General features: G+C 60.0%; 15 protein-coding genes. 14 read left to right on the top strand and 1 reads right to left on the bottom strand.

Annotated elements, in window-relative coordinates:
* The first annotated feature begins 69 nt into the window (after positions 1 to 69).
* The 4 genes from HNO86_RS18555 to HNO86_RS18540 all read left to right on the top strand — a co-directional run bounded on the left by HNO86_RS18555 (position 70) and on the right by HNO86_RS18540 (position 5,390).
* On the top strand, positions 70 to 768 hold the full coding sequence (locus HNO86_RS18555; protein WP_175378412.1) for a ScpA family protein: 699 nt from the start codon (positions 70 to 72) through the stop codon (positions 766 to 768).
* An 11-nt stretch (positions 769 to 779) separates the two neighbouring features.
* On the top strand, positions 780 to 1,823 hold the full coding sequence (gene scpB, locus HNO86_RS18550; protein ID WP_175378386.1) for an SMC-Scp complex subunit ScpB: 1,044 nt from the start codon (positions 780 to 782) through the stop codon (positions 1,821 to 1,823).
* Positions 1,824 to 2,052: 229 nt separating this feature from the next.
* Positions 2,053 to 3,264, top strand: coding sequence for a 23S rRNA pseudouridine(2605) synthase RluB (gene rluB / locus HNO86_RS18545; RefSeq protein ID WP_175378385.1), 1,212 nt, complete (start codon positions 2,053 to 2,055; stop codon positions 3,262 to 3,264).
* 713 nt (positions 3,265 to 3,977) lie between these two features.
* Positions 3,978 to 5,390: an amino acid permease gene (locus HNO86_RS18540; protein ID WP_175378384.1), complete on the top strand. Its 1,413-nt coding sequence runs from the start codon at positions 3,978 to 3,980 to the stop codon at positions 5,388 to 5,390.
* 127 nt (positions 5,391 to 5,517) lie between these two features.
* On the opposite strand, the gene HNO86_RS18535 is transcribed toward HNO86_RS18540, so the two are convergent.
* The gene (locus HNO86_RS18535; protein ID WP_175378383.1) at positions 5,518 to 7,182 is read right to left on the bottom strand and encodes a 4Fe-4S dicluster domain-containing protein; all 1,665 of its coding nucleotides are present in this window, start codon (positions 7,180 to 7,182) and stop codon (positions 5,518 to 5,520) included.
* 548 nt (positions 7,183 to 7,730) lie between these two features.
* Between HNO86_RS18535 and HNO86_RS18530 the strand changes: the two genes are divergently transcribed.
* The 10 genes from HNO86_RS18530 to HNO86_RS18485 all read left to right on the top strand — a co-directional run bounded on the left by HNO86_RS18530 (position 7,731) and on the right by HNO86_RS18485 (position 17,316).
* Entirely contained in the window at positions 7,731 to 8,480 is a 750-nt protein-coding gene (locus HNO86_RS18530; protein ID WP_110967025.1) for an electron transfer flavoprotein subunit beta/FixA family protein, read from the top strand.
* Positions 8,481 to 8,482: 2 nt separating this feature from the next.
* On the top strand, positions 8,483 to 9,412 hold the full coding sequence (locus tag HNO86_RS18525; protein WP_175378382.1) for an electron transfer flavoprotein subunit alpha/FixB family protein: 930 nt from the start codon (positions 8,483 to 8,485) through the stop codon (positions 9,410 to 9,412).
* Between the two features lie 115 nt (positions 9,413 to 9,527).
* Positions 9,528 to 10,343: an ABC transporter substrate-binding protein gene (locus HNO86_RS18520; RefSeq protein WP_175378381.1), complete on the top strand. Its 816-nt coding sequence runs from the start codon at positions 9,528 to 9,530 to the stop codon at positions 10,341 to 10,343.
* Between the two features lie 9 nt (positions 10,344 to 10,352).
* Complete coding sequence (locus HNO86_RS18515; RefSeq protein ID WP_175378380.1) at positions 10,353 to 10,709, top strand: DUF4398 domain-containing protein; 357 nt, start codon at positions 10,353 to 10,355, stop codon at positions 10,707 to 10,709.
* Complete coding sequence (locus HNO86_RS18510) at positions 10,706 to 11,515, top strand: OmpA family protein (protein ID WP_175378379.1); 810 nt, start codon at positions 10,706 to 10,708, stop codon at positions 11,513 to 11,515. The genes HNO86_RS18515 and HNO86_RS18510 overlap by 4 nt, the downstream gene beginning before the upstream one ends.
* 203 nt (positions 11,516 to 11,718) lie before the next feature.
* Positions 11,719 to 13,158 (top strand): PLP-dependent aminotransferase family protein, encoded by a 1,440-nt coding sequence (locus tag HNO86_RS18505; RefSeq protein WP_175378378.1) that lies wholly within the window; start codon positions 11,719 to 11,721, stop codon positions 13,156 to 13,158.
* A gap of 98 nt (positions 13,159 to 13,256) precedes the next feature.
* Positions 13,257 to 13,757: a translation initiation factor 2 gene (locus HNO86_RS18500; protein ID WP_175378377.1), complete on the top strand. Its 501-nt coding sequence runs from the start codon at positions 13,257 to 13,259 to the stop codon at positions 13,755 to 13,757.
* Between the two features lie 163 nt (positions 13,758 to 13,920).
* Positions 13,921 to 14,175 carry a YkgJ family cysteine cluster protein gene (locus HNO86_RS18495; RefSeq protein ID WP_175378376.1) on the top strand — a complete coding sequence of 85 codons (255 nt, stop codon included), beginning with the start codon at positions 13,921 to 13,923 and terminating at the stop codon, positions 14,173 to 14,175.
* Between the two features lie 41 nt (positions 14,176 to 14,216).
* Complete coding sequence (locus HNO86_RS18490) at positions 14,217 to 14,822, top strand: START domain-containing protein (RefSeq protein ID WP_175378375.1); 606 nt, start codon at positions 14,217 to 14,219, stop codon at positions 14,820 to 14,822.
* 394 nt (positions 14,823 to 15,216) lie between these two features.
* Positions 15,217 to 17,316 (top strand): LTA synthase family protein, encoded by a 2,100-nt coding sequence (locus HNO86_RS18485; RefSeq protein ID WP_175378374.1) that lies wholly within the window; start codon positions 15,217 to 15,219, stop codon positions 17,314 to 17,316.
* The last annotated feature ends 8 nt before the right edge of the window (positions 17,317 to 17,324 follow it).

Genomic DNA, 17,324 nt, shown 5'->3' with positions numbered 1-17,324 from the left:
CCTTTCGCCATGGTCTATGGCCAGGCGGTCATGGAAATGCCGCTGGACCTGTACATCCCGCCCGACGCGCTGGAAGTCTTCCTCGAAGCCTTCGAAGGCCCGCTCGACCTGCTGCTTTACCTGATCCGCAAGCAGAACATCGACATTCTCGACATCCCGGTGGCGGAGATCACCAAGCAGTACATGGGCTACGTCGAGTTGATGCAGTCGGTGCGCCTGGAGCTGGCCGCCGAGTATCTGGTGATGGCCGCCATGCTCGCCGAGATCAAGTCGCGCATGCTGCTGCCTCGCTCGGAGTCCATCGAGGAAGAGGAAGAAGACCCTCGCGCCGAACTGATCCGCCGTCTGCAGGAGTACGAGCGGTTCAAGGCGGCGGCTGAAGGTATCGATGGCTTGAGCCGCGTCGGCCGCGATGTGGTGGTGCCCAAGCTCGATGCGCCCGAAGCCCGGGCGCGCAAGTTGCTGCCGGACGTGCGCCTGTCGGAATTGCTGTTGTCGATGGCTGAGGTATTGCGCCGCGGCGACATGTTCGAAAGCCACCAGGTCAGCCGCGAAGCGCTGTCGACCCGCGAGCGCATGAGCGACGTGCTCGAACGCCTCAAGGGCGCCGGTTTCGTGCCGTTCGTCGAGCTGTTCACGGCCGAAGAAGGGCGACTCGGCGTGGTAGTGACCTTTATGGCAATCCTCGAGCTGGTCAAGGAATCCTTGGTCGAGCTGGTGCAGAATGAGCCGTTCGCAGCGATCCACGTGCGAGCCCGAGCCGAATAACGAGTTGAATCATGAACCTGAGTGAACCCCGCGAGCTGGCGCCACTGCTTGAGGCCTTTCTGTTGGCCTCGGGAAAACCGCAATCCATGGAGCGCCTGTACGAACTCTTCGAAGAGGGCGAGCGGCCGGAGCCGGCGGTTTTCAAGAAAGCCCTGACGATTCTGGGCAAGTCCTGCGATGGTCGCGCCTTCGAATTGAAGGAAGTCGCCTCCGGTTATCGTCTGCAGATCCGCGAAAAGTTTTCGCCCTGGGTCGGTCGTTTGTGGGAAGAGCGCCCGCAGCGTTATTCCCGGGCAATGCTGGAAACCATCGCTCTGATTGCCTATCGCCAGCCGATCACCCGGGGCGAGATCGAGGACGTGCGGGGCGTGGCGGTCAACAGTCAGATCGTCAAGACTCTGATGGAGCGCGAGTGGATTCGCATCGTCGGTTACCGCGACGTACCGGGCAAACCGGCGATGTTTGCCACCACCAAGGCGTTTCTCGATCACTTCAACCTGAAGAACCTCGACGACTTGCCACCGCTGGCGGAACTGCGTGAGCTGGAGCCGGATCCTGTACTCGACTTCGACGACGCCCCGGTGCCGGCCGGGTTGCAGGAACTGGCCGACGCCAGCGCCGAACCGGAGGAGCCGAAGGAGGAAACCAGTTTCCATACGCTGTTGCTGGAACTGGACAGCATGGAAGAGGGGATCAAGACCGATTTCGACGATTTGTTGCGCGATGGGGAGATGCCGGTGTTCGATTCGGCACTGCCGCAGGTTGAGGTCGAGGTTGAGCTGGAAGGTGAGGTGGCGCAGGTTGTGCCAGAGCCAGAGCCAGAGCCAGAGCCAGAGCCAGAGCCTGAGCCTGAACCTGAACCTGAACCGGAAGACGAGCCAGAGCCTGAGCAGGATGACGACATTCTTGGCGTGGCCGAGGCTCGGGAAAAACTGCTGGCTGCTGTGGCTGCGTTGGAACAAACGGCGCCCGAGCCTGAATTGAGTGAGGAAGAGGCCGAAGCCTTGGCGTTGGCCGAGGCCATCGAAGCCGAGCGTCGCGAGCTTGAAGATTAATCAGTATTCCAGATGATGGAGATCCCTGTGGGAGCGATGCAGGTGAGATGTGCATTCCTCACCATCGGTCGGCGCAAACCCGGTAAATTTTCATTCATCAACTAGTCTCTGATGCGCAAACGCCCTCATGAGCGTATGATTCGCGACCCTTTGGCGATCCCTTCGCCCAAGACCCAGTTCCATATCGCTTCAGGCCACGCCTGAACAGACCACACCGGGAGGTGCCCAGATGAGTATCAACGACCAGCAAGACGACCAGCCAATCGGCCCAGCAGGCGAAAAACTGCAGAAAGTCCTCGCCCGTATCGGCGTCGGCTCGCGCCGTGATGTGGAAGCCTGGATCAGCCACGGCCGGATCAAGGTCAACGGCAAAGACGCCACCCTCGGCCAGCGCGTCGACATGCACGACGCCATCAGCATCGACGGCCGTGTCATCAAGCGCGAAGAGGCCGCCGAGTCGGTCCGCCGCGTGATCATGTACAACAAGCCCGACGGCGAAATCTGCACCCGCGTCGATCCGGAAGGCCGTCCTACCGTTTTCGACAAGCTGCCAAAGCCCAAAGAAGGGCGCTGGATCAACATCGGTCGCCTGGACATCAACACCACCGGTCTTTTGATGTTCACCACCGACGGTGAGCTGGCCAACCGCCTGATGCACCCGTCCTTCGAGATGGACCGTGAATACGCCGTGCGTGTGCGCGGTGAAGTCGACGACGAGATGATCGATCGCCTGAAAGCGGGCGTCGTCCTCGAAGACGGTCCGGCGCGTTTCACCGACATCCAGCAGGCTCCGGGCGGTGAAGGCTTCAACCACTGGTACCACTGCGTGGTGATGGAAGGTCGTAACCGTGAAGTGCGTCGCCTTTGGGAATCCCAAGGTCTGGTGGTCAGCCGTCTGAAGCGCGTGCGTTTCGGTCCGGTGTTCCTCAACTCCGACCTGCCGATGGGCCGTTGGCGCGAAATGAGCCAGTACGAAGTCGATGTCCTCAGCGCCGAGGTTGGCCTGACGCCGGTGGCATTGCCGCAGATGAATGCCAAGAGCAAGGACAAGCTGGAGCGTATGCAGCGTAAATCCTCGCGGCCAATGGCCCGCACCGATCGCGTGCGTACCTTGCGTCCGGCTACAGACGCACCTGCCGCGCCACGCGCCAACCGCGAGCCACAGCTCGAAGGCGAGCGCTCGGGTCGCAAGCCGGCCGCGCGTCAGGATGGCGAGCGCAGCCCACGCGCTCCGCGTCCGGCCGCTGGTCGTACCGAGCGTGGCGAAGGTCGCGGCACGCCAGTGGCCGACCGTCCAGCCGACACCAAGCGCCCGGCCAAGCCGGCGCCGAAGCGTCCGGGCATCAAGCTGACCGACGGCGATACGCCTTCGGGCAAGCGCCGCGGCGCACCGGCCGGTTCCGGCCAGCGTCCGGGGTTTGGACGTCGCAAGACGGAGTGAGGCAGCGGTAAGCCTTGAGCTTCAAGCTGCAAGCGAGATACGCCAGCCTTTGGGTTGGCGTTTTTTTTTGCGGTCAGATTTGATTTTTGGGGGGTGTGAGGGCCTCTTCGCGGGCAAGCCCGCTCCCACAGGGATCGAGTGTGCGGCGCGATTTTGTGATCACTGCAAAAACCTTGTGGGAGCGGGCTTGCCCGCGAAGACGTCAGCGGCAACAACATCGATTCCCGAAATGGAAAATCACCGTTACGGGCTGTAAAGAAATCCTGACGAAATCCACGGATTGCTCCTGTGGAATCACCCTTCACTCGCTACTGTAAGAAAATTCTTCCGCATCCCGACCAAACACGACGCTCCTTAACGCCCCGACCCGCTTGTTTCCCCCCTCCACGCAAGGTGTCATGCGCGCCATGCCCGAGGTTCGGGCGCGCAGTGTCTGGCAGCACGGGGTTGGCGGTGTACAATGCGCCGCGTTTTACCTGTGACCTCCTGCGCTATCGCGCACACCTCAAGGCTATCCGCCTTGTTCACTCCGCCGCGTCACGAGCGCGTCGGGTTCGATTTCGTCACAGATAAAAACAAACAGGTGACGCATGACCGTTGTAAATACGCTGAACTCCTGGTGCCTGCGCTGGGGTTTGATCGGTGCCGCTTAACGTCGTTTCCAAGCAGCAACGCTTCCCGAACATCATCAAACCTTGCGTGAGACCCTTTTCATGAGTGGACAAAACTCGCATTCAGGCGAGCTGAAACGCGGCCTGAAGAATCGCCACATCCAATTGATCGCCCTGGGCGGTGCCATCGGTACCGGATTGTTCCTGGGTTCCGCCGGGGTGCTGAAATCCGCCGGCCCGTCGATGATCCTCGGCTACGCCATCTGCGGTTTCATCGCCTTCATGATCATGCGCCAACTGGGCGAAATGATCGTCGAAGAGCCGGTTGCCGGTTCCTTCAGCCACTTCGCGCATAAATACTGGGGCGGTTTCGCCGGCTTCCTGTCGGGCTGGAACTGCTGGATTCTGTACATCCTGGTGGGCATGTCCGAGCTGACCGCGGTCGGCAAATACATTCATTACTGGGCACCGGAAATCCCGACCTGGGCCACGGCGGCAGCCTTCTTCGTGCTGATCAACGCGATCAACCTGGCCAACGTCAAAGTCTTCGGCGAGGCCGAGTTCTGGTTCGCGATCATCAAGGTCGTGGCGATCGTCGGCATGATCGGCCTGGGCAGCTACCTGCTGGTCAGCGGCCACGGCGGCCCGCAGGCGGCGGTCTCCAACCTCTGGTCCCACGGCGGGTTCTTCCCCAATGGCGTCAGCGGGCTGGTGATGGCCATGGCGATCATCATGTTCTCCTTCGGCGGTCTGGAAATGCTCGGTTTCACCGCCGCCGAAGCCGACAAGCCGAAAACCGTGATCCCGAAAGCCATCAACCAGGTGATCTACCGGATCCTGATTTTCTACATCGGCGCGCTGGTGATCCTGCTGTCCCTGACGCCCTGGAACAGCCTGCTGGATACCCTGAATGCTTCCGGCGACTCCTACAGTGGCAGCCCGTTCGTCCAGGTGTTCTCGATGCTGGGCAGCAACACTGCCGCGCACATCCTCAACTTCGTGGTCCTGACCGCGGCGTTGTCGGTGTACAACAGTGGCACTTACTGCAACAGCCGCATGTTGCTGGGCATGGCAGAGCAGGGCGATGCACCGAAGGCGCTGGCGAAGATTGACAAGCGCGGCGTGCCGGTTCGTTCGATCCTGGCCTCGGCGGCCGTGACGCTGATCGCGGTCCTGCTGAACTACCTGATGCCGCAAAGCGCGCTGGAACTGCTGATGTCGCTGGTGGTGGCGACCCTGGTGATCAACTGGGCGATGATCAGCTACTCGCACTTCAAGTTCCGCCAGCACATGAACAAGACCGGCCAGACTTCGCTGTTCAAGGCCTTGTGGTACCCGTACGGTAACTACGTCTGCCTGGCGTTCGTGGTGTTCATTCTGGGCGTGATGCTGCTGATTCCGGGGATCCAGGTCTCGGTGTACGCGATCCCGGTGTGGCTCGTGTTCATGTGGGTCTGCTACGCCATCAAGAGCAAGCGTCGTGATGCTGCCGTGGTAGCCGCGCCAGCCCGCTAACGGCCAGTGCGTCAATGAAAATGCCCGTCTCGCGAGAGGCGGGCATTTTTTATGGGCGGCGGATTTTTCAGGCCGCAGAAACGCAAATGCCCCGACAAGTCGGGGCATTTGTGATTGTGGCCTTGGCTTACATGTTCGGGTAAGTCGGGCCGCCGGCCCCTTCAGGTGTCACCCAGGTGATGTTCTGTGCAGGGTCCTTGATGTCGCAGGTCTTGCAGTGAACGCAGTTCTGGGCGTTGATCTGGAAGCGCTTCTCGCCGTCTTCCTTGGTTACCACTTCATACACGCCGGCCGGGCAGTAGCGCTGGGCAGGTTCGTCGTACAGCGGCAGGTTCTTGCTGATCGGGATGCTCGGGTCGGTCAGCTTCAGGTGGCAAGGTTGCTCTTCTTCGTGGTTGGTCCCGGAGATGAACACCGAGCTCAACTTGTCGAAGCTGATTTTGCCGTCCGGCTTCGGATAGTCGATCTTCTTGCAGTCGGCTGCCAGCTTCAGGCAAGCGTAGTCCGGCTTGGTGTCGTGCAGGGTGAACGGCAGTTTGCCGCCGAAGATGTTCTGGTCCAGCCAGTTGAAACCGCCGCCGACGATGGCGCCGAATTTGTGGATCGCCGGGCCGAAGTTACGGCTGGCGAACAGTTCTTCATGGAGCCAGCTGTTCTTGAACGCGTCGACGTAGGTGGTCAGCTCTTCGCTGCCGTCCTTGTCGGCGAACAGCGCGTCAGCCACCGCTTCAGCGGCGAGCATGCCGGACTTCATCGCGGTGTGGCTGCCCTTGATCTTGGCGAAGTTCAGGGTGCCGAGGTCGCAACCGATCAGCGCGCCGCCCTTGAAGACCATCTTCGGCAGCGAGTTCAGGCCGCCTTTGCAGATGGCGCGAGCGCCGTAGCTGATGCGCTTGCCGCCTTCCAGGTACTGCTTGAGCACCGGGTGATGCTTGAGGCGCTGGAACTCGTCGAACGGCGACAGGAAGGTGTTGCTGTAGGACAGGTCGACGATCAGGCCGACCACGACCTGGTTGTTTTCCAGGTGATAGAGGAACGAGCCACCGGTGTTTTCGGTGCCCATGATGTCCATCGGCCAACCGGCGGTGTGGACGACCAGGCCTGGCTGGTGCTTGGCCGGATCGACTTCCCAGATTTCCTTCAGGCCGATGCCGTAGTGCTGGACGTCGGAATCGCTGTCGAGCTTGAAGCGCTTGATCAGTTGCTTGCCGATGTGGCCACGGCAACCTTCGGCGAACAGCGTGTACTTGCCACGCAGTTCCATGCCCGGGGTGTAAAGGCCTTCCTTCGGATTGCCTTCGCGGTCGACGCCCAGGTCGCCGGTGATGATCCCGCGCACGATGCCGTTTTCGTCGAACAGCGCTTCCTGTGCGGCGAAGCCCGGGTAGATTTCCACGCCCAGGTTCTCGGCCTGCTGGGCCAGCCAGCGGCACAGGTTGCCCAGGGAGATGATGTAGTTGCCTTCGTTGTGCATGGTCTTGGGCACAAAGAAGTCAGGGATTTTCTGCGCGCTGTCGGCGTTTTTCAGGACGAAGATGTCGTCGCGGGTGACCGGCGTGTTCAGCGGTGCGCCGAGTTCTTTCCAGTCCGGGAACAGCTCGTTCAGGGCGCGTGGTTCGAACACGGCACCGGACAGGATGTGAGCACCGACCTCGGAGCCTTTTTCAACCACGCAGACGCTGATTTCCTTACCGGCTTCGGCGGCCTTCTGCTTCAACCGGCAGGCGGCGGACAGGCCAGCGGGGCCGGCACCGACGATGACCACGTCGAATTCCATGTATTCGCGTTCCACAGGCTATCTCCTACTCAAGGCTCAACAGTTTTTTCTAATTTTTAAGGTTTGGTGTCGCATCCATGAATCCCAGCGTAGAGTCGGGAGAGGACAATCGATCGACCACCTTTGTCTTGGGGTGGCGCATTATATCTACACCACTCTCAGGGTCCAATACAAACGTTTGTTTGAATTGGCTCAAAGCCAGAGAAATCAAAGTCACGCGGGTTATGAACGGCTATTTTGCCGTATTGACCGGAATAGGTGTTCCGGTCAAGATACGGGCGGTTTTGCGCTCGCCGTAGGCTTAATACAGGTATCAAGAGCACCTCTAAAGACAGGGCGATGGCAGTGGAAAGTGAAGCGCCATTGGGATTCAACGCGCAGTTTACACGCCACGAAATCGAATGACTTGTCGGTCACTCCTGACCAACGGTCATGAACATCGTGAGTGATGGTCACTTGACACCAATGCCGGCGTTTTTAGAGGTGCCCTTGCGCCCGATGAGCATCCAACCGCCAGGTTCGCCTAGGCGACTTTCTTTTCACCGGAGAGTAACGAGGAATCCATGAAGGTTCTTGTAGCTGTCAAACGCGTTGTGGATTACAACGTCAAGGTCCGCGTCAAGGCGGACAATTCCGGCGTCGATCTTGCCAACGTCAAGATGTCGATGAACCCATTCTGCGAAATCGCAGTGGAAGAAGCGGTACGCCTGAAAGAGAAAGGCGTTGCATCTGAAATCGTCGTCGTCTCCGTCGGCCCGTCCACCGCTCAGGAGCAACTGCGCACCGCGCTGGCTCTGGGTGCCGACCGCGCCATCCTCGTCGAATCCGCCGAAGACCTGACTTCCCTGGCCGTTGCCAAACTGCTGAAGGCCGTTGTCGACAAGGAACAGCCTCAGCTGGTGATCCTTGGCAAACAGGCCATCGACAGCGACAACAACCAGACTGGCCAGATGCTGGCTGCACTGAGCGGCTACGGTCAGGGCACTTTCGCCTCCAAGGTCGAAATCAGCGGCGACAGCGTAGCTGTCACCCGTGAAATCGACGGCGGCCTGCAGACCGTTTCTCTGAAACTGCCGGCCATCGTGACCACCGACCTGCGTCTGAACGAGCCGCGCTACGCGTCTCTGCCAAACATCATGAAAGCCAAGAAGAAGCCTCTCGAGACGCTGACTCCGGACGCTTTGGGCGTTTCCACCGCTTCCACCAACAAGACCGTGAAAGTCGAAGCGCCTGCTGCACGCAGCGCCGGCATCAAGGTCAAGTCGGTCGCTGAACTGGTCGAGAAACTGAAAAACGAAGCGAAGGTGATCTGACCATGACTATCCTGGTAATCGCTGAACACGACAACAAGGCGCTGGCTGCCGCCACGCTGAACACCGTTGCTGCCGCTGCCAAAATCGGCGGCGACATCCACGTGCTGGTTGCCGGTCAAGGCGCTGGCGCCGTGGCTGAAGCCGCTGCGAAAATCGCGGGCGTGAGCAAGGTCCTGAACGCTGACAATGCCGCCTACGCGCATCAGCTGCCGGAAAACGTTGCTCCTCTGGTTGCAGAGCTGGGCAAGGGCTACAGCCACATCCTGGCTGCCGCCACTTCCAACGGCAAAAACATCCTGCCGCGCGTTGCCGCTGCACTGGACGTCGACCAGATCTCCGAGATCATCTCGGTAGAAAGCGCCGACACCTTCAAGCGTCCGATCTACGCCGGTAACGCCATCGCTACCGTTCAATCGAACGCCGCCGTCAAAGTGATCACCGTGCGTTCCACCGGTTTCGACCCGGTTGCAGCTGAAGGTGGTTCGGCTGCCGTTGAAGCCGTTGCCGCTGCTCACGACGCTGGCATCTCCAGCTTCGTCGGCGAAGAACTGGCCAAGTCCGATCGTCCGGAACTGACCGCTGCCAAGATCGTCGTTTCCGGCGGCCGCGGCATGCAGAACGGCGACAACTTCAAACACCTGTACGCCCTGGCCGACAAGCTGGGCGCTGCCGTGGGTGCTTCGCGCGCCGCGGTCGACGCAGGTTTCGTACCGAACGACATGCAGGTCGGCCAGACCGGCAAGATCGTTGCGCCACAGCTGTACATCGCCGTCGGTATCTCCGGCGCGATCCAGCACCTGGCCGGCATGAAAGACTCCAAGGTGATCGTTGCGATCAACAAGGACGAAGAAGCGCCGATCTTCCAGGTGGCGGACTACGGTCTGGTTGCAGACCTGTTCGAAGCCATCCCTGAGCTGGAGCAGCTGGTCTAATCCGGCCGCTTCACTTATAAAGAGCCCGACCTTTTGGTCGGGCTTTTTTTTTAACTGCAGGAGCGAGCTCGCTCCTACAGGTGTCAGTGTTGTAAACAAGAGGAGTGCTTTCGCCATGGACCTGCGTCTGGCATGGAGTTTTCTGGGACTGGCGCTATTGCCAACGCTGTCGATCGCCGCCGGCAAATGCGAGCGCCTGATGGTCACCGGCAGCCCGGACGCGCCACCGTACCTCTGGCAGGACCCGCAAAATCCCAAGCACCTGATCGGCGCCAGTGCCGACCTGCTGCAGCAAGTGGCGGGGGAGTTGGGCATCAAGGTCGAGTTGCTTTATGCCGGCAAACGTTCCCAGGCCCTGGAGGAAGTGCGCAGTGGCCGCATGGACATGCTGGCCGATACCCCCTTGACGGTCAGCGAGCTGGAATCCCTGGACTACATCCATCCGCCATTGCTGGAAAACGACTACCTGGTCTGGACCCGCAAGGACTCGGCACTGATCTACAACGACCTGCAGGATTTGCCCGGACATGTCGGCGCTTTGTCGGAAAAGTCTCGATTGACGCCAGAATTCGTCGCTTCAACCCAGCAGAATTTGTCCCTGATCCGTACACCAAACCTGACCCAGGCCTTTCAGAAATTGCTGCTGGGCGAGGTGGAATTTGTCCTGGCGGGACGTTACTCGGGCATGGCCATGGCGCAAACACTGGGCATGACCAACGACCTGATCGCCCGTGCGCAACCTATCGACAAGCCGGGATTGTTTCTGGCGGTTTCCCATAACTCGGCCTGCAACGATCCGTGGTTGCGCGGACAGCTGGCGAAAAAGATGACAGAATTGCCCGCGTCCGGACTGACGGAGGCTGTGTTGCAACGCAATATCGAGCGTTGGAATACGCAGCAGCAACAGCCTGTCAGTGCCCCAAAACAGTAGGGATTCTTAGTGAGTATTCGACCTCTTTGCGCTGCCCTGGCCGTACTGGCTCTGGTGGGTTGCGCAGCCGATCCGGCACCCAACGAACAGATGCGCCTGACCGCAAAGGCGCTGGAACAGGCCAAGGCCGTGGGCGCCACGGCCGATGATGTGCCGGAAATGAAGCTGGCGGAAGAAAAGTACAACCGCGCCAAGGGCAGCATGGCCGATCAATCCTTCAAGAACGCGCGCATGCGCTCCGAGCAGGCCGAGCTGGATGCGCGTCTGGCCGAGGCAAAAGTCCTGACCCTCAAGAGCGAGGAGCAGATCAACGTGCTCAACACCCGCATCACCCGTCTGCGCAAGCAATTGGGAGATGCCCAATGAACTTCGGATCGAAGATTGTCGGTGGTTTGATCCTGGCAGGTTGCGCGAGCCTTTATGGCTGCGCCGGCCAGCACAGTGAAGCGGCGTTGCAGCAGGCAGGTGCCGACTTCCAGAAGGTCAAGGAAGATTCCAACGTCTTGCGCATCGCGCCCAAGGACGTGATCCGCGCCGGTGAATCCCTGGCCCGTGCCGATCGCTTGTCCACCTATTGGGGCAGCGGTTCGGACGTGGCGCATTACGCCTATTTGAGCCAGCGCTACAGCGAAATCGCCCGTGAGCACACCAATCAGGTGCTCAACGAAGAGCGCGCGGCGAAGCTCGAACTGGAACGCCAGCGCCTGCAACTGGCTTTGCGCGAATCCAAGCTGCTCAGTGTGCAACAGCAAGGCAAATGGCTCGAAGAACAGATGGCATTGGCCACCACCCAGACCGACCGCGGCCTGGTGCTGACCTTGGGCGATGTGCTGTTCGACACCGGTGAGGCGGAACTGAAAAGCTCGGCCAACCGCGTGGTCTTGAAGATCGTGCAGTTCCTGCAACTCAACCCCAAGCGCGTGGTGCGCATCGAAGGCTACGCCGACAGTACCGGCGGCAAGCAGGAAAACCTCAAGCTGTCCCGTGACCGTGCGCAATCGGTGGCGGACGTGCTGATGGACCTGGGGATCGACGACAAGCGCATCCAGGTCGAAGGTTATGGCGACGAATACCCGGTGGATGCCAACGCCTCCGAACGCGGTCGTGCGCAGAACCGTCGGGTGGAAATCGTGTTCTCCGACGAAAAAGGCCAGCTCGGCGCCGCCCGCTAAGGGTTGCGTCTCTGGAAAACCCGGCACTGTCATGCAGTGCCGGGTTTTTTTGTATCTGCCAACCCTTTGGCAGAACAGTACAGTTTTTTGCTGACACTGCACTGTATGGTCGACTATTGTGGTAACTGTCCCAGTACACTTACGAACTGTTACGGTATCGTTTCCCACAAGAATAAAATGCCTGTGAAACCGAGTGCTGCGTCATGACCAACCTCTTGCTCTATCAACGTATTGCTCAGCAACTGGCTGAAGACATCCGTCGCGGCGTCTATCAACCGGGAGAGCGCGTGCCTTCGGTGCGCAAGATGAGTTCGCAGCTCAACGTCAGCCATGCCACGGTTCTGCAGGCCTATGCCAACCTCGAGGATCAGGGCCTGATCCGCGCCCGTCCGCAGTCGGGTTACTACGTACACCAGACGCCGGCCCTGACCGCGCAGACTCCGGACATCGCCCGGGTCGAGCGTCCCGGCCTGGTCACGCGTAGCAGCATCATTCAGCAGGTACTGGTCGAGTCCCGTCGCGAAGGGGTGTTTCCTCTGGGCGCGGCGGTTCCGAGCGTCGACTACTTGCCGGTTCGGGCGCTGCATCAGCAGTTGGCCAAAGTCACCCGTTTCCACAGTCCTCGTGCATTCAGTTACATGTTCAGCCCGGGTTTCGAGCCACTGCGCCGGCAGGTGGCGATCCGCATGCGCGATGCCGGGGTGGTGGTCGATCCGTCGGAAGTGGTGATCACCCACGGTTGTGTCGATGCCTTGCAGATGTCCTTGCGGGTCCTGACCCGCCCTGGGGATCTGATCGCTGCCGAATCGCCAACCTATTACGGTTTGCTGCAACTGGCCGATCTGCTGGGGCTCAAGGTCATCGAAATCCCCAGTGATCCGGCCACCGGCATGAGTCTGGAAGCCCTGCAACTGGCGGCCAATCAGTGGTCGATCAAGGCGCTGGTGCTGACTACACGCCTGAGCAATCCCCTGGGCGGCACCATGCCCGAGGAGCGGCAGAAACAGTTGTTGCGCCTGGCGTCGGATTTCGACATTCAGATCGTCGAGGACGATATCTACGGCGAACTGATGTTCGAGCAGGGGCGCACGAAGGCGCTCAAGGCCTATGACCGGCTGGACCGGGTGATCTATTGCTCCAGTTTCTCGAAAACCCTGTCGCCGGGTGTGCGGATCGGCTGGATGATCGCCGGCAAGTTCCAGCAGGAAATCCAGCGTTTGCAGACCTTCAGCACCCATTCGGCCTGCAGCGTCACGCAGATGGGCATTGCCGCCTATCTGGAGAACGGCGGGTACGACCGGCACTTGCGCTACATCCGTCAGGAATACCGCAAGAATCTCAGCGCCTTCCAGTTGGCGGTGCAGCAGTATTTCCCCGAAGGCACGCAGATGACCCGCCCGACCGGTGGATTCATCTTGTGGGTCAGCCTGCCGGGAAGGGTCAATACCCAGGAACTGCATGTGCGGGCCTTGCAGCAGGGCATCAGCATTGCGCCGGGGCTGATCTTCAGTAATACCGAGCAGTTCAACCACTGTATCCGGCTCAACTGCGGCATCCCGTGGAACCGTGAGGCCGAGCGTGCCTTGATGACGTTGGGCATGCTCGCCACGCAGCTTTGCCAGGAGACGGCCCTGGGCTTTTGACGCTGTGGGCGGGGTTTGCCTGTCCACACTTGTCTTGTCTCGTGCAACAGGCGAGCATATGGCCTCTCTGTCGTTTTCGCCCGTGCGTCGTTCAGTCCATGAAACCCATTCTTCCCGCCGCTTGGTTATTGATCTGCCTGTCAGTGGGCCTTCAGCCGATTGCTGTCCAGGCTGCATCCGCTCAGGACAAACCGGCGGCCAGCACGACGTCGAAGAAAGCCTCACCCGCCAAAGCCACACCTTCCAAAAGCACCTCCGCAAAGAAAGCCGCGTCGGCCAAAAAGCCTGCCGCGGCGGTCAAGAAGCGTCCACCGATCGCCTCCAAGTCCAAACCGGCCAGCGAGGTAGTGAAGACCCAGCTCCCTCCCGCCAACATCGACTTGAGCCTGCCCCGGGACATGGTCGAGGATCTGGACCCCGTCGGCACCGTCCCTTTGCCCAAGCACGATCCGGTGTTGCCGCAGATGTTCGGAGAAAAGGGCAACAGCCAGTTTCAACTCAACGGACGCCTGATCAGCAACGAAATGCAGCTGCAACTGCGCAATGAGGAGCGTCATGAAGTCGATGGTGCGGCGCTCGAGTTCGAATTCAAGCGCTGATTGCCCCGTTCGTGAGCCGCGTGATAGACGCTTTGTCGGAGACTGCCCGGTCACGCCCGTTTGCAGCGAAAAACCTGTGGTACGGTAATTTAAAACAACTGTTTAAGCGGTTACTCTGTGCCCCGTCCTTTAACACATCGCCCGTCGCGAGGAGCTTGTCGTCATGAAATGCCGTGAGGGCTGTGGCGCCTGTTGCATTGCCCCATCCATCAGTTCCGCCATTCCCGGCATGCCCATGGGCAAAGCCGCCGGGGAACGTTGTGTGCAATTGTCTGCCGAAAACCTGTGCAATATTTTCGGTCAGCCCGAGCGCCCGGCGGTGTGCTCAGGATTCAAGGCGGACGTCGAGGTGTGCGGCAGCAGCAGTGAAGAAGCCATCCGGTTGATTGGCTGGTGGGAGCAGATGACCGCGGCGTGATGTGTTCAACGAACGGAACTTCAACAACAAGGAATATAACTATGGGTTCGCTGCATCGTTTGGCTGTGTTGTGTGGGTTGACGGCGGTTCTGGCCACTTCGGTTGCCCAGGCCGAGGATTGGAAGGAAGCCAAGAATGAAGACGGCATCAAGGTGTCCCTGAGTGAGGTGGCCGGTTCCGATTACAAGGCTTATCAGGGCGTCACCCTGATGAAGACCACCGTGGCCAAACTGCGTGCCCTGCAGGATGACGTGGCTGGCGCCTGTGCCTGGATTCACGAATGCAAGACCCAGAAGTTGCTCAAGCACGAAGGTGATCAGAGCTGGACCTATACCCAATTCAATACACCGTGGCCGGTGACTGCGCGTGATTCGGTGTTGCATGTCACCACCACTGAAGGCGCCGACGGCAGCCTGACCCGCAAGCTCGAAGGCGTGCCGAAGTACATTCCTGAAGAGAAGGGCTTTGTGCGGGTGACCAAGGTTGACGGTTTCTGGAAGTTCGAGCCGTTGGGTGACAAGGTTCGCGTGACTTATCAGGTGCACACCGAGCCGGGTGGTAGCGTGCCTTCGATGGTGGCCAACAAGTTTGTGGTTGATGCGCCGTTCAATACTCTGAAAAATCTGAAGGCGTTGGCGGAGAAGTGATCGGCGTTTAGCTCCTGCATAACCTGTGGGAGTGAGCCTGCTCGCGATCTTTTGATCTTGCTTTTAAAAATCAAAAGATCGCAGCCTCGTTGCACTCTACAGCTCCTACACGGTTCCTGGTTTCTCCCGCAGACATCACGCAAACCGCCTCGCAATCAGGCGGCATTCAGCTCGATGCCTTTATTGTGTTTCCGAATATTCGCTGTACGAAATTTTCACAACACCTCCCAGACAATTCGCGCGCGTTGGCGTGATCGAACAGTAATCAATGGCATTGCCACGTTTGATCGTGCAACATTTGCGCACCGCGCAAACCCCGGGGCCAGGTAGTTGGCCGATAGAGGGCAGGCGCAGCTGTATTCGAACTTAAACTTCCAATGGGTCCTAAAACGACATGGCAATTCCGGACGCCCTGAATCAGCAGCGAGCTTCTAGTCGCCTGCTGCAACCGACCGTCAAATCGCATCTGGCCTACACGTTGTTGTGTGCCCTGATCATGATGGTCATGTTCAGCCTGCTGCGCCTCGCGCTGCTGGTCTACAACCGCGAGATGATTCTCGACACGCCGGCCTCGACCTTTGTCGAAGCGTTCGCCAACGGCCTGCGTTTCGACCTGCGTCTGGTGGTGTACCTCAGCATTCCGTTGCTGCTGGCACTGTTCAGCGCCCGGGCCATGGCGGCGCGCGGTTTTTTCCGTTTCTGGCTGACGGTGGCTTCCAGCATCGCGCTGTTCCTGGGCCTGATGGAGATGGACTTCTACCGTGAGTTCCACCAGCGCCTCAACGGCCTGGTCTTCCAGTATGTGAAGGAAGACCCGAAAACCGTGATGAGCATGCTCTGGTACGGTTTCCCGGTGGTTCGCTACCTGTTGGCGTGGGCCGTGGGGACCTGGATCCTCAGCCTGGCATTCAAGGGCGCCGATCGCGCGACCCGTCCACGCGGTCCATTCAGCGGCGGCAGCATCGGCGCTCGTCAGGTTGCCCCCTGGTACACCCGTGTCGCGGTGTTCGTGGTCTGCCTGCTGATCTGTGTGGTCGCCGCCCGTGGCACTCTGCGTCAGGGCCCGCCGATGCGTTGGGGTGACGTCTATACCACCGATTCCAACTTCGCCAACCAGTTGGGCCTCAACGGCACGCTGTCGCTGGTGGCGGCGGCGAAGAGCCGGATGTCCGAAGACCGCGACAACATCTGGAAAGCCACGCTGCCACAGCCGATGGCGCAGCAGACCGTGCGCGACATGCTGCTGATGAAGGACGACAAACTGGTGGACGGCGAGACCGCCGCGGTACGTCGCGACTACACGCCGCCGGCCGACAAGACCCTGCCGATCAAGAACGTTGTCGTGATCCTGATGGAAAGCATGGCCGGTCACTCGGTGGGCGTGCTGGGCGGTCCGGGCAACATCACGCCTTACCTGGACAAGCTGTCCCAGGAAGGCCTGCTGTTCGACCGCTTCTTCTCCAACGGTACCCACACCCACCAGGGCATGTTCGCCACCATGGCGTGCTTCCCGAACCTGCCGGGCTTCGAGTACCTGATGCAGACGCCTGAAGGCAGCCACAAACTGTCGGGCCTGCCGCAGCTGCTCAGCGCCCGCGACTACGACGACGTCTACGTCTACAACGGCGACTTCGCCTGGGACAACCAGTCGGGCTTCTTCAGCAACCAGGGCATGACCAACTTCGTCGGTCGTAACGACTTCGTTAACCCGGTGTTCTCCGACCCGACCTGGGGCGTGTCCGACCAGGACATGTTCGACCGTGGTTTGCAAGAGCTCAAAGCCCGCGACGGCAAGGACAAGAAACCGTTCTATGCCTTGCTGCAAACCCTGTCCAATCACACCCCGTATGCCTTGCCGACGCCATTGCCGGTCGAGCGCGTGACCGATCGCGGCAGCCTCAACGAGCACCTGACCGCCATGCGCTACTCGGATTGGGCGCTGGGTCAGTTCTTCGAGAAGGCCCGCAAGGAGCCTTACTTCAAGGAAACCCTGTTCGTCATCGTCGGCGACCACGGCTTCGGCAACGAGCGTCAGATCACCGAAATGGACCTGGGTCGTTTCAACGTACCGATGCTGATGATTGCACCGGGCATCCAGGAAAAGTTCGGCAAGCTCGACCACACCGTCGGCACCCAGGTCGACATCGTGCCGACCATCATGGGCCGCATCGGCGGGGAAGTGCGTCACCAGTGCTGGGGTCGCGACCTGCTCAACCTGCCGGAAGGCGACACCGGTTTCGGCGTGATCAAGCCATCGGGTAGCGAGCAGACCACGGCCATCATCACCGCCGACCAGATCCTGGTCCTGCCGAAGGACAAGGACATGGCACCGAAGATGTACGCCTACGAGCTGGGCGCCAAGCCTCACGCCGAGGTCATCCCGGATGCACCGCGTACCGCCGAGATGCGCACCAAGCTGGAATCGTTCCTGCAAACGGCGACCAAGAGCCTGATCGATAACACCGCCGGTGTGATCGACGGCAAGCCGGACTAAATAGCGTC

The organism is Pseudomonas sp. C1C7, from assembly GCF_013359595.1.
In the GTDB taxonomy this organism is placed as follows: Bacteria; Pseudomonadota; Gammaproteobacteria; order Pseudomonadales; family Pseudomonadaceae; genus Aquipseudomonas.
Note: the sequence above shows the minus strand (reverse complement) of the source record. Positions and strands in the feature narration are given on the sequence as shown.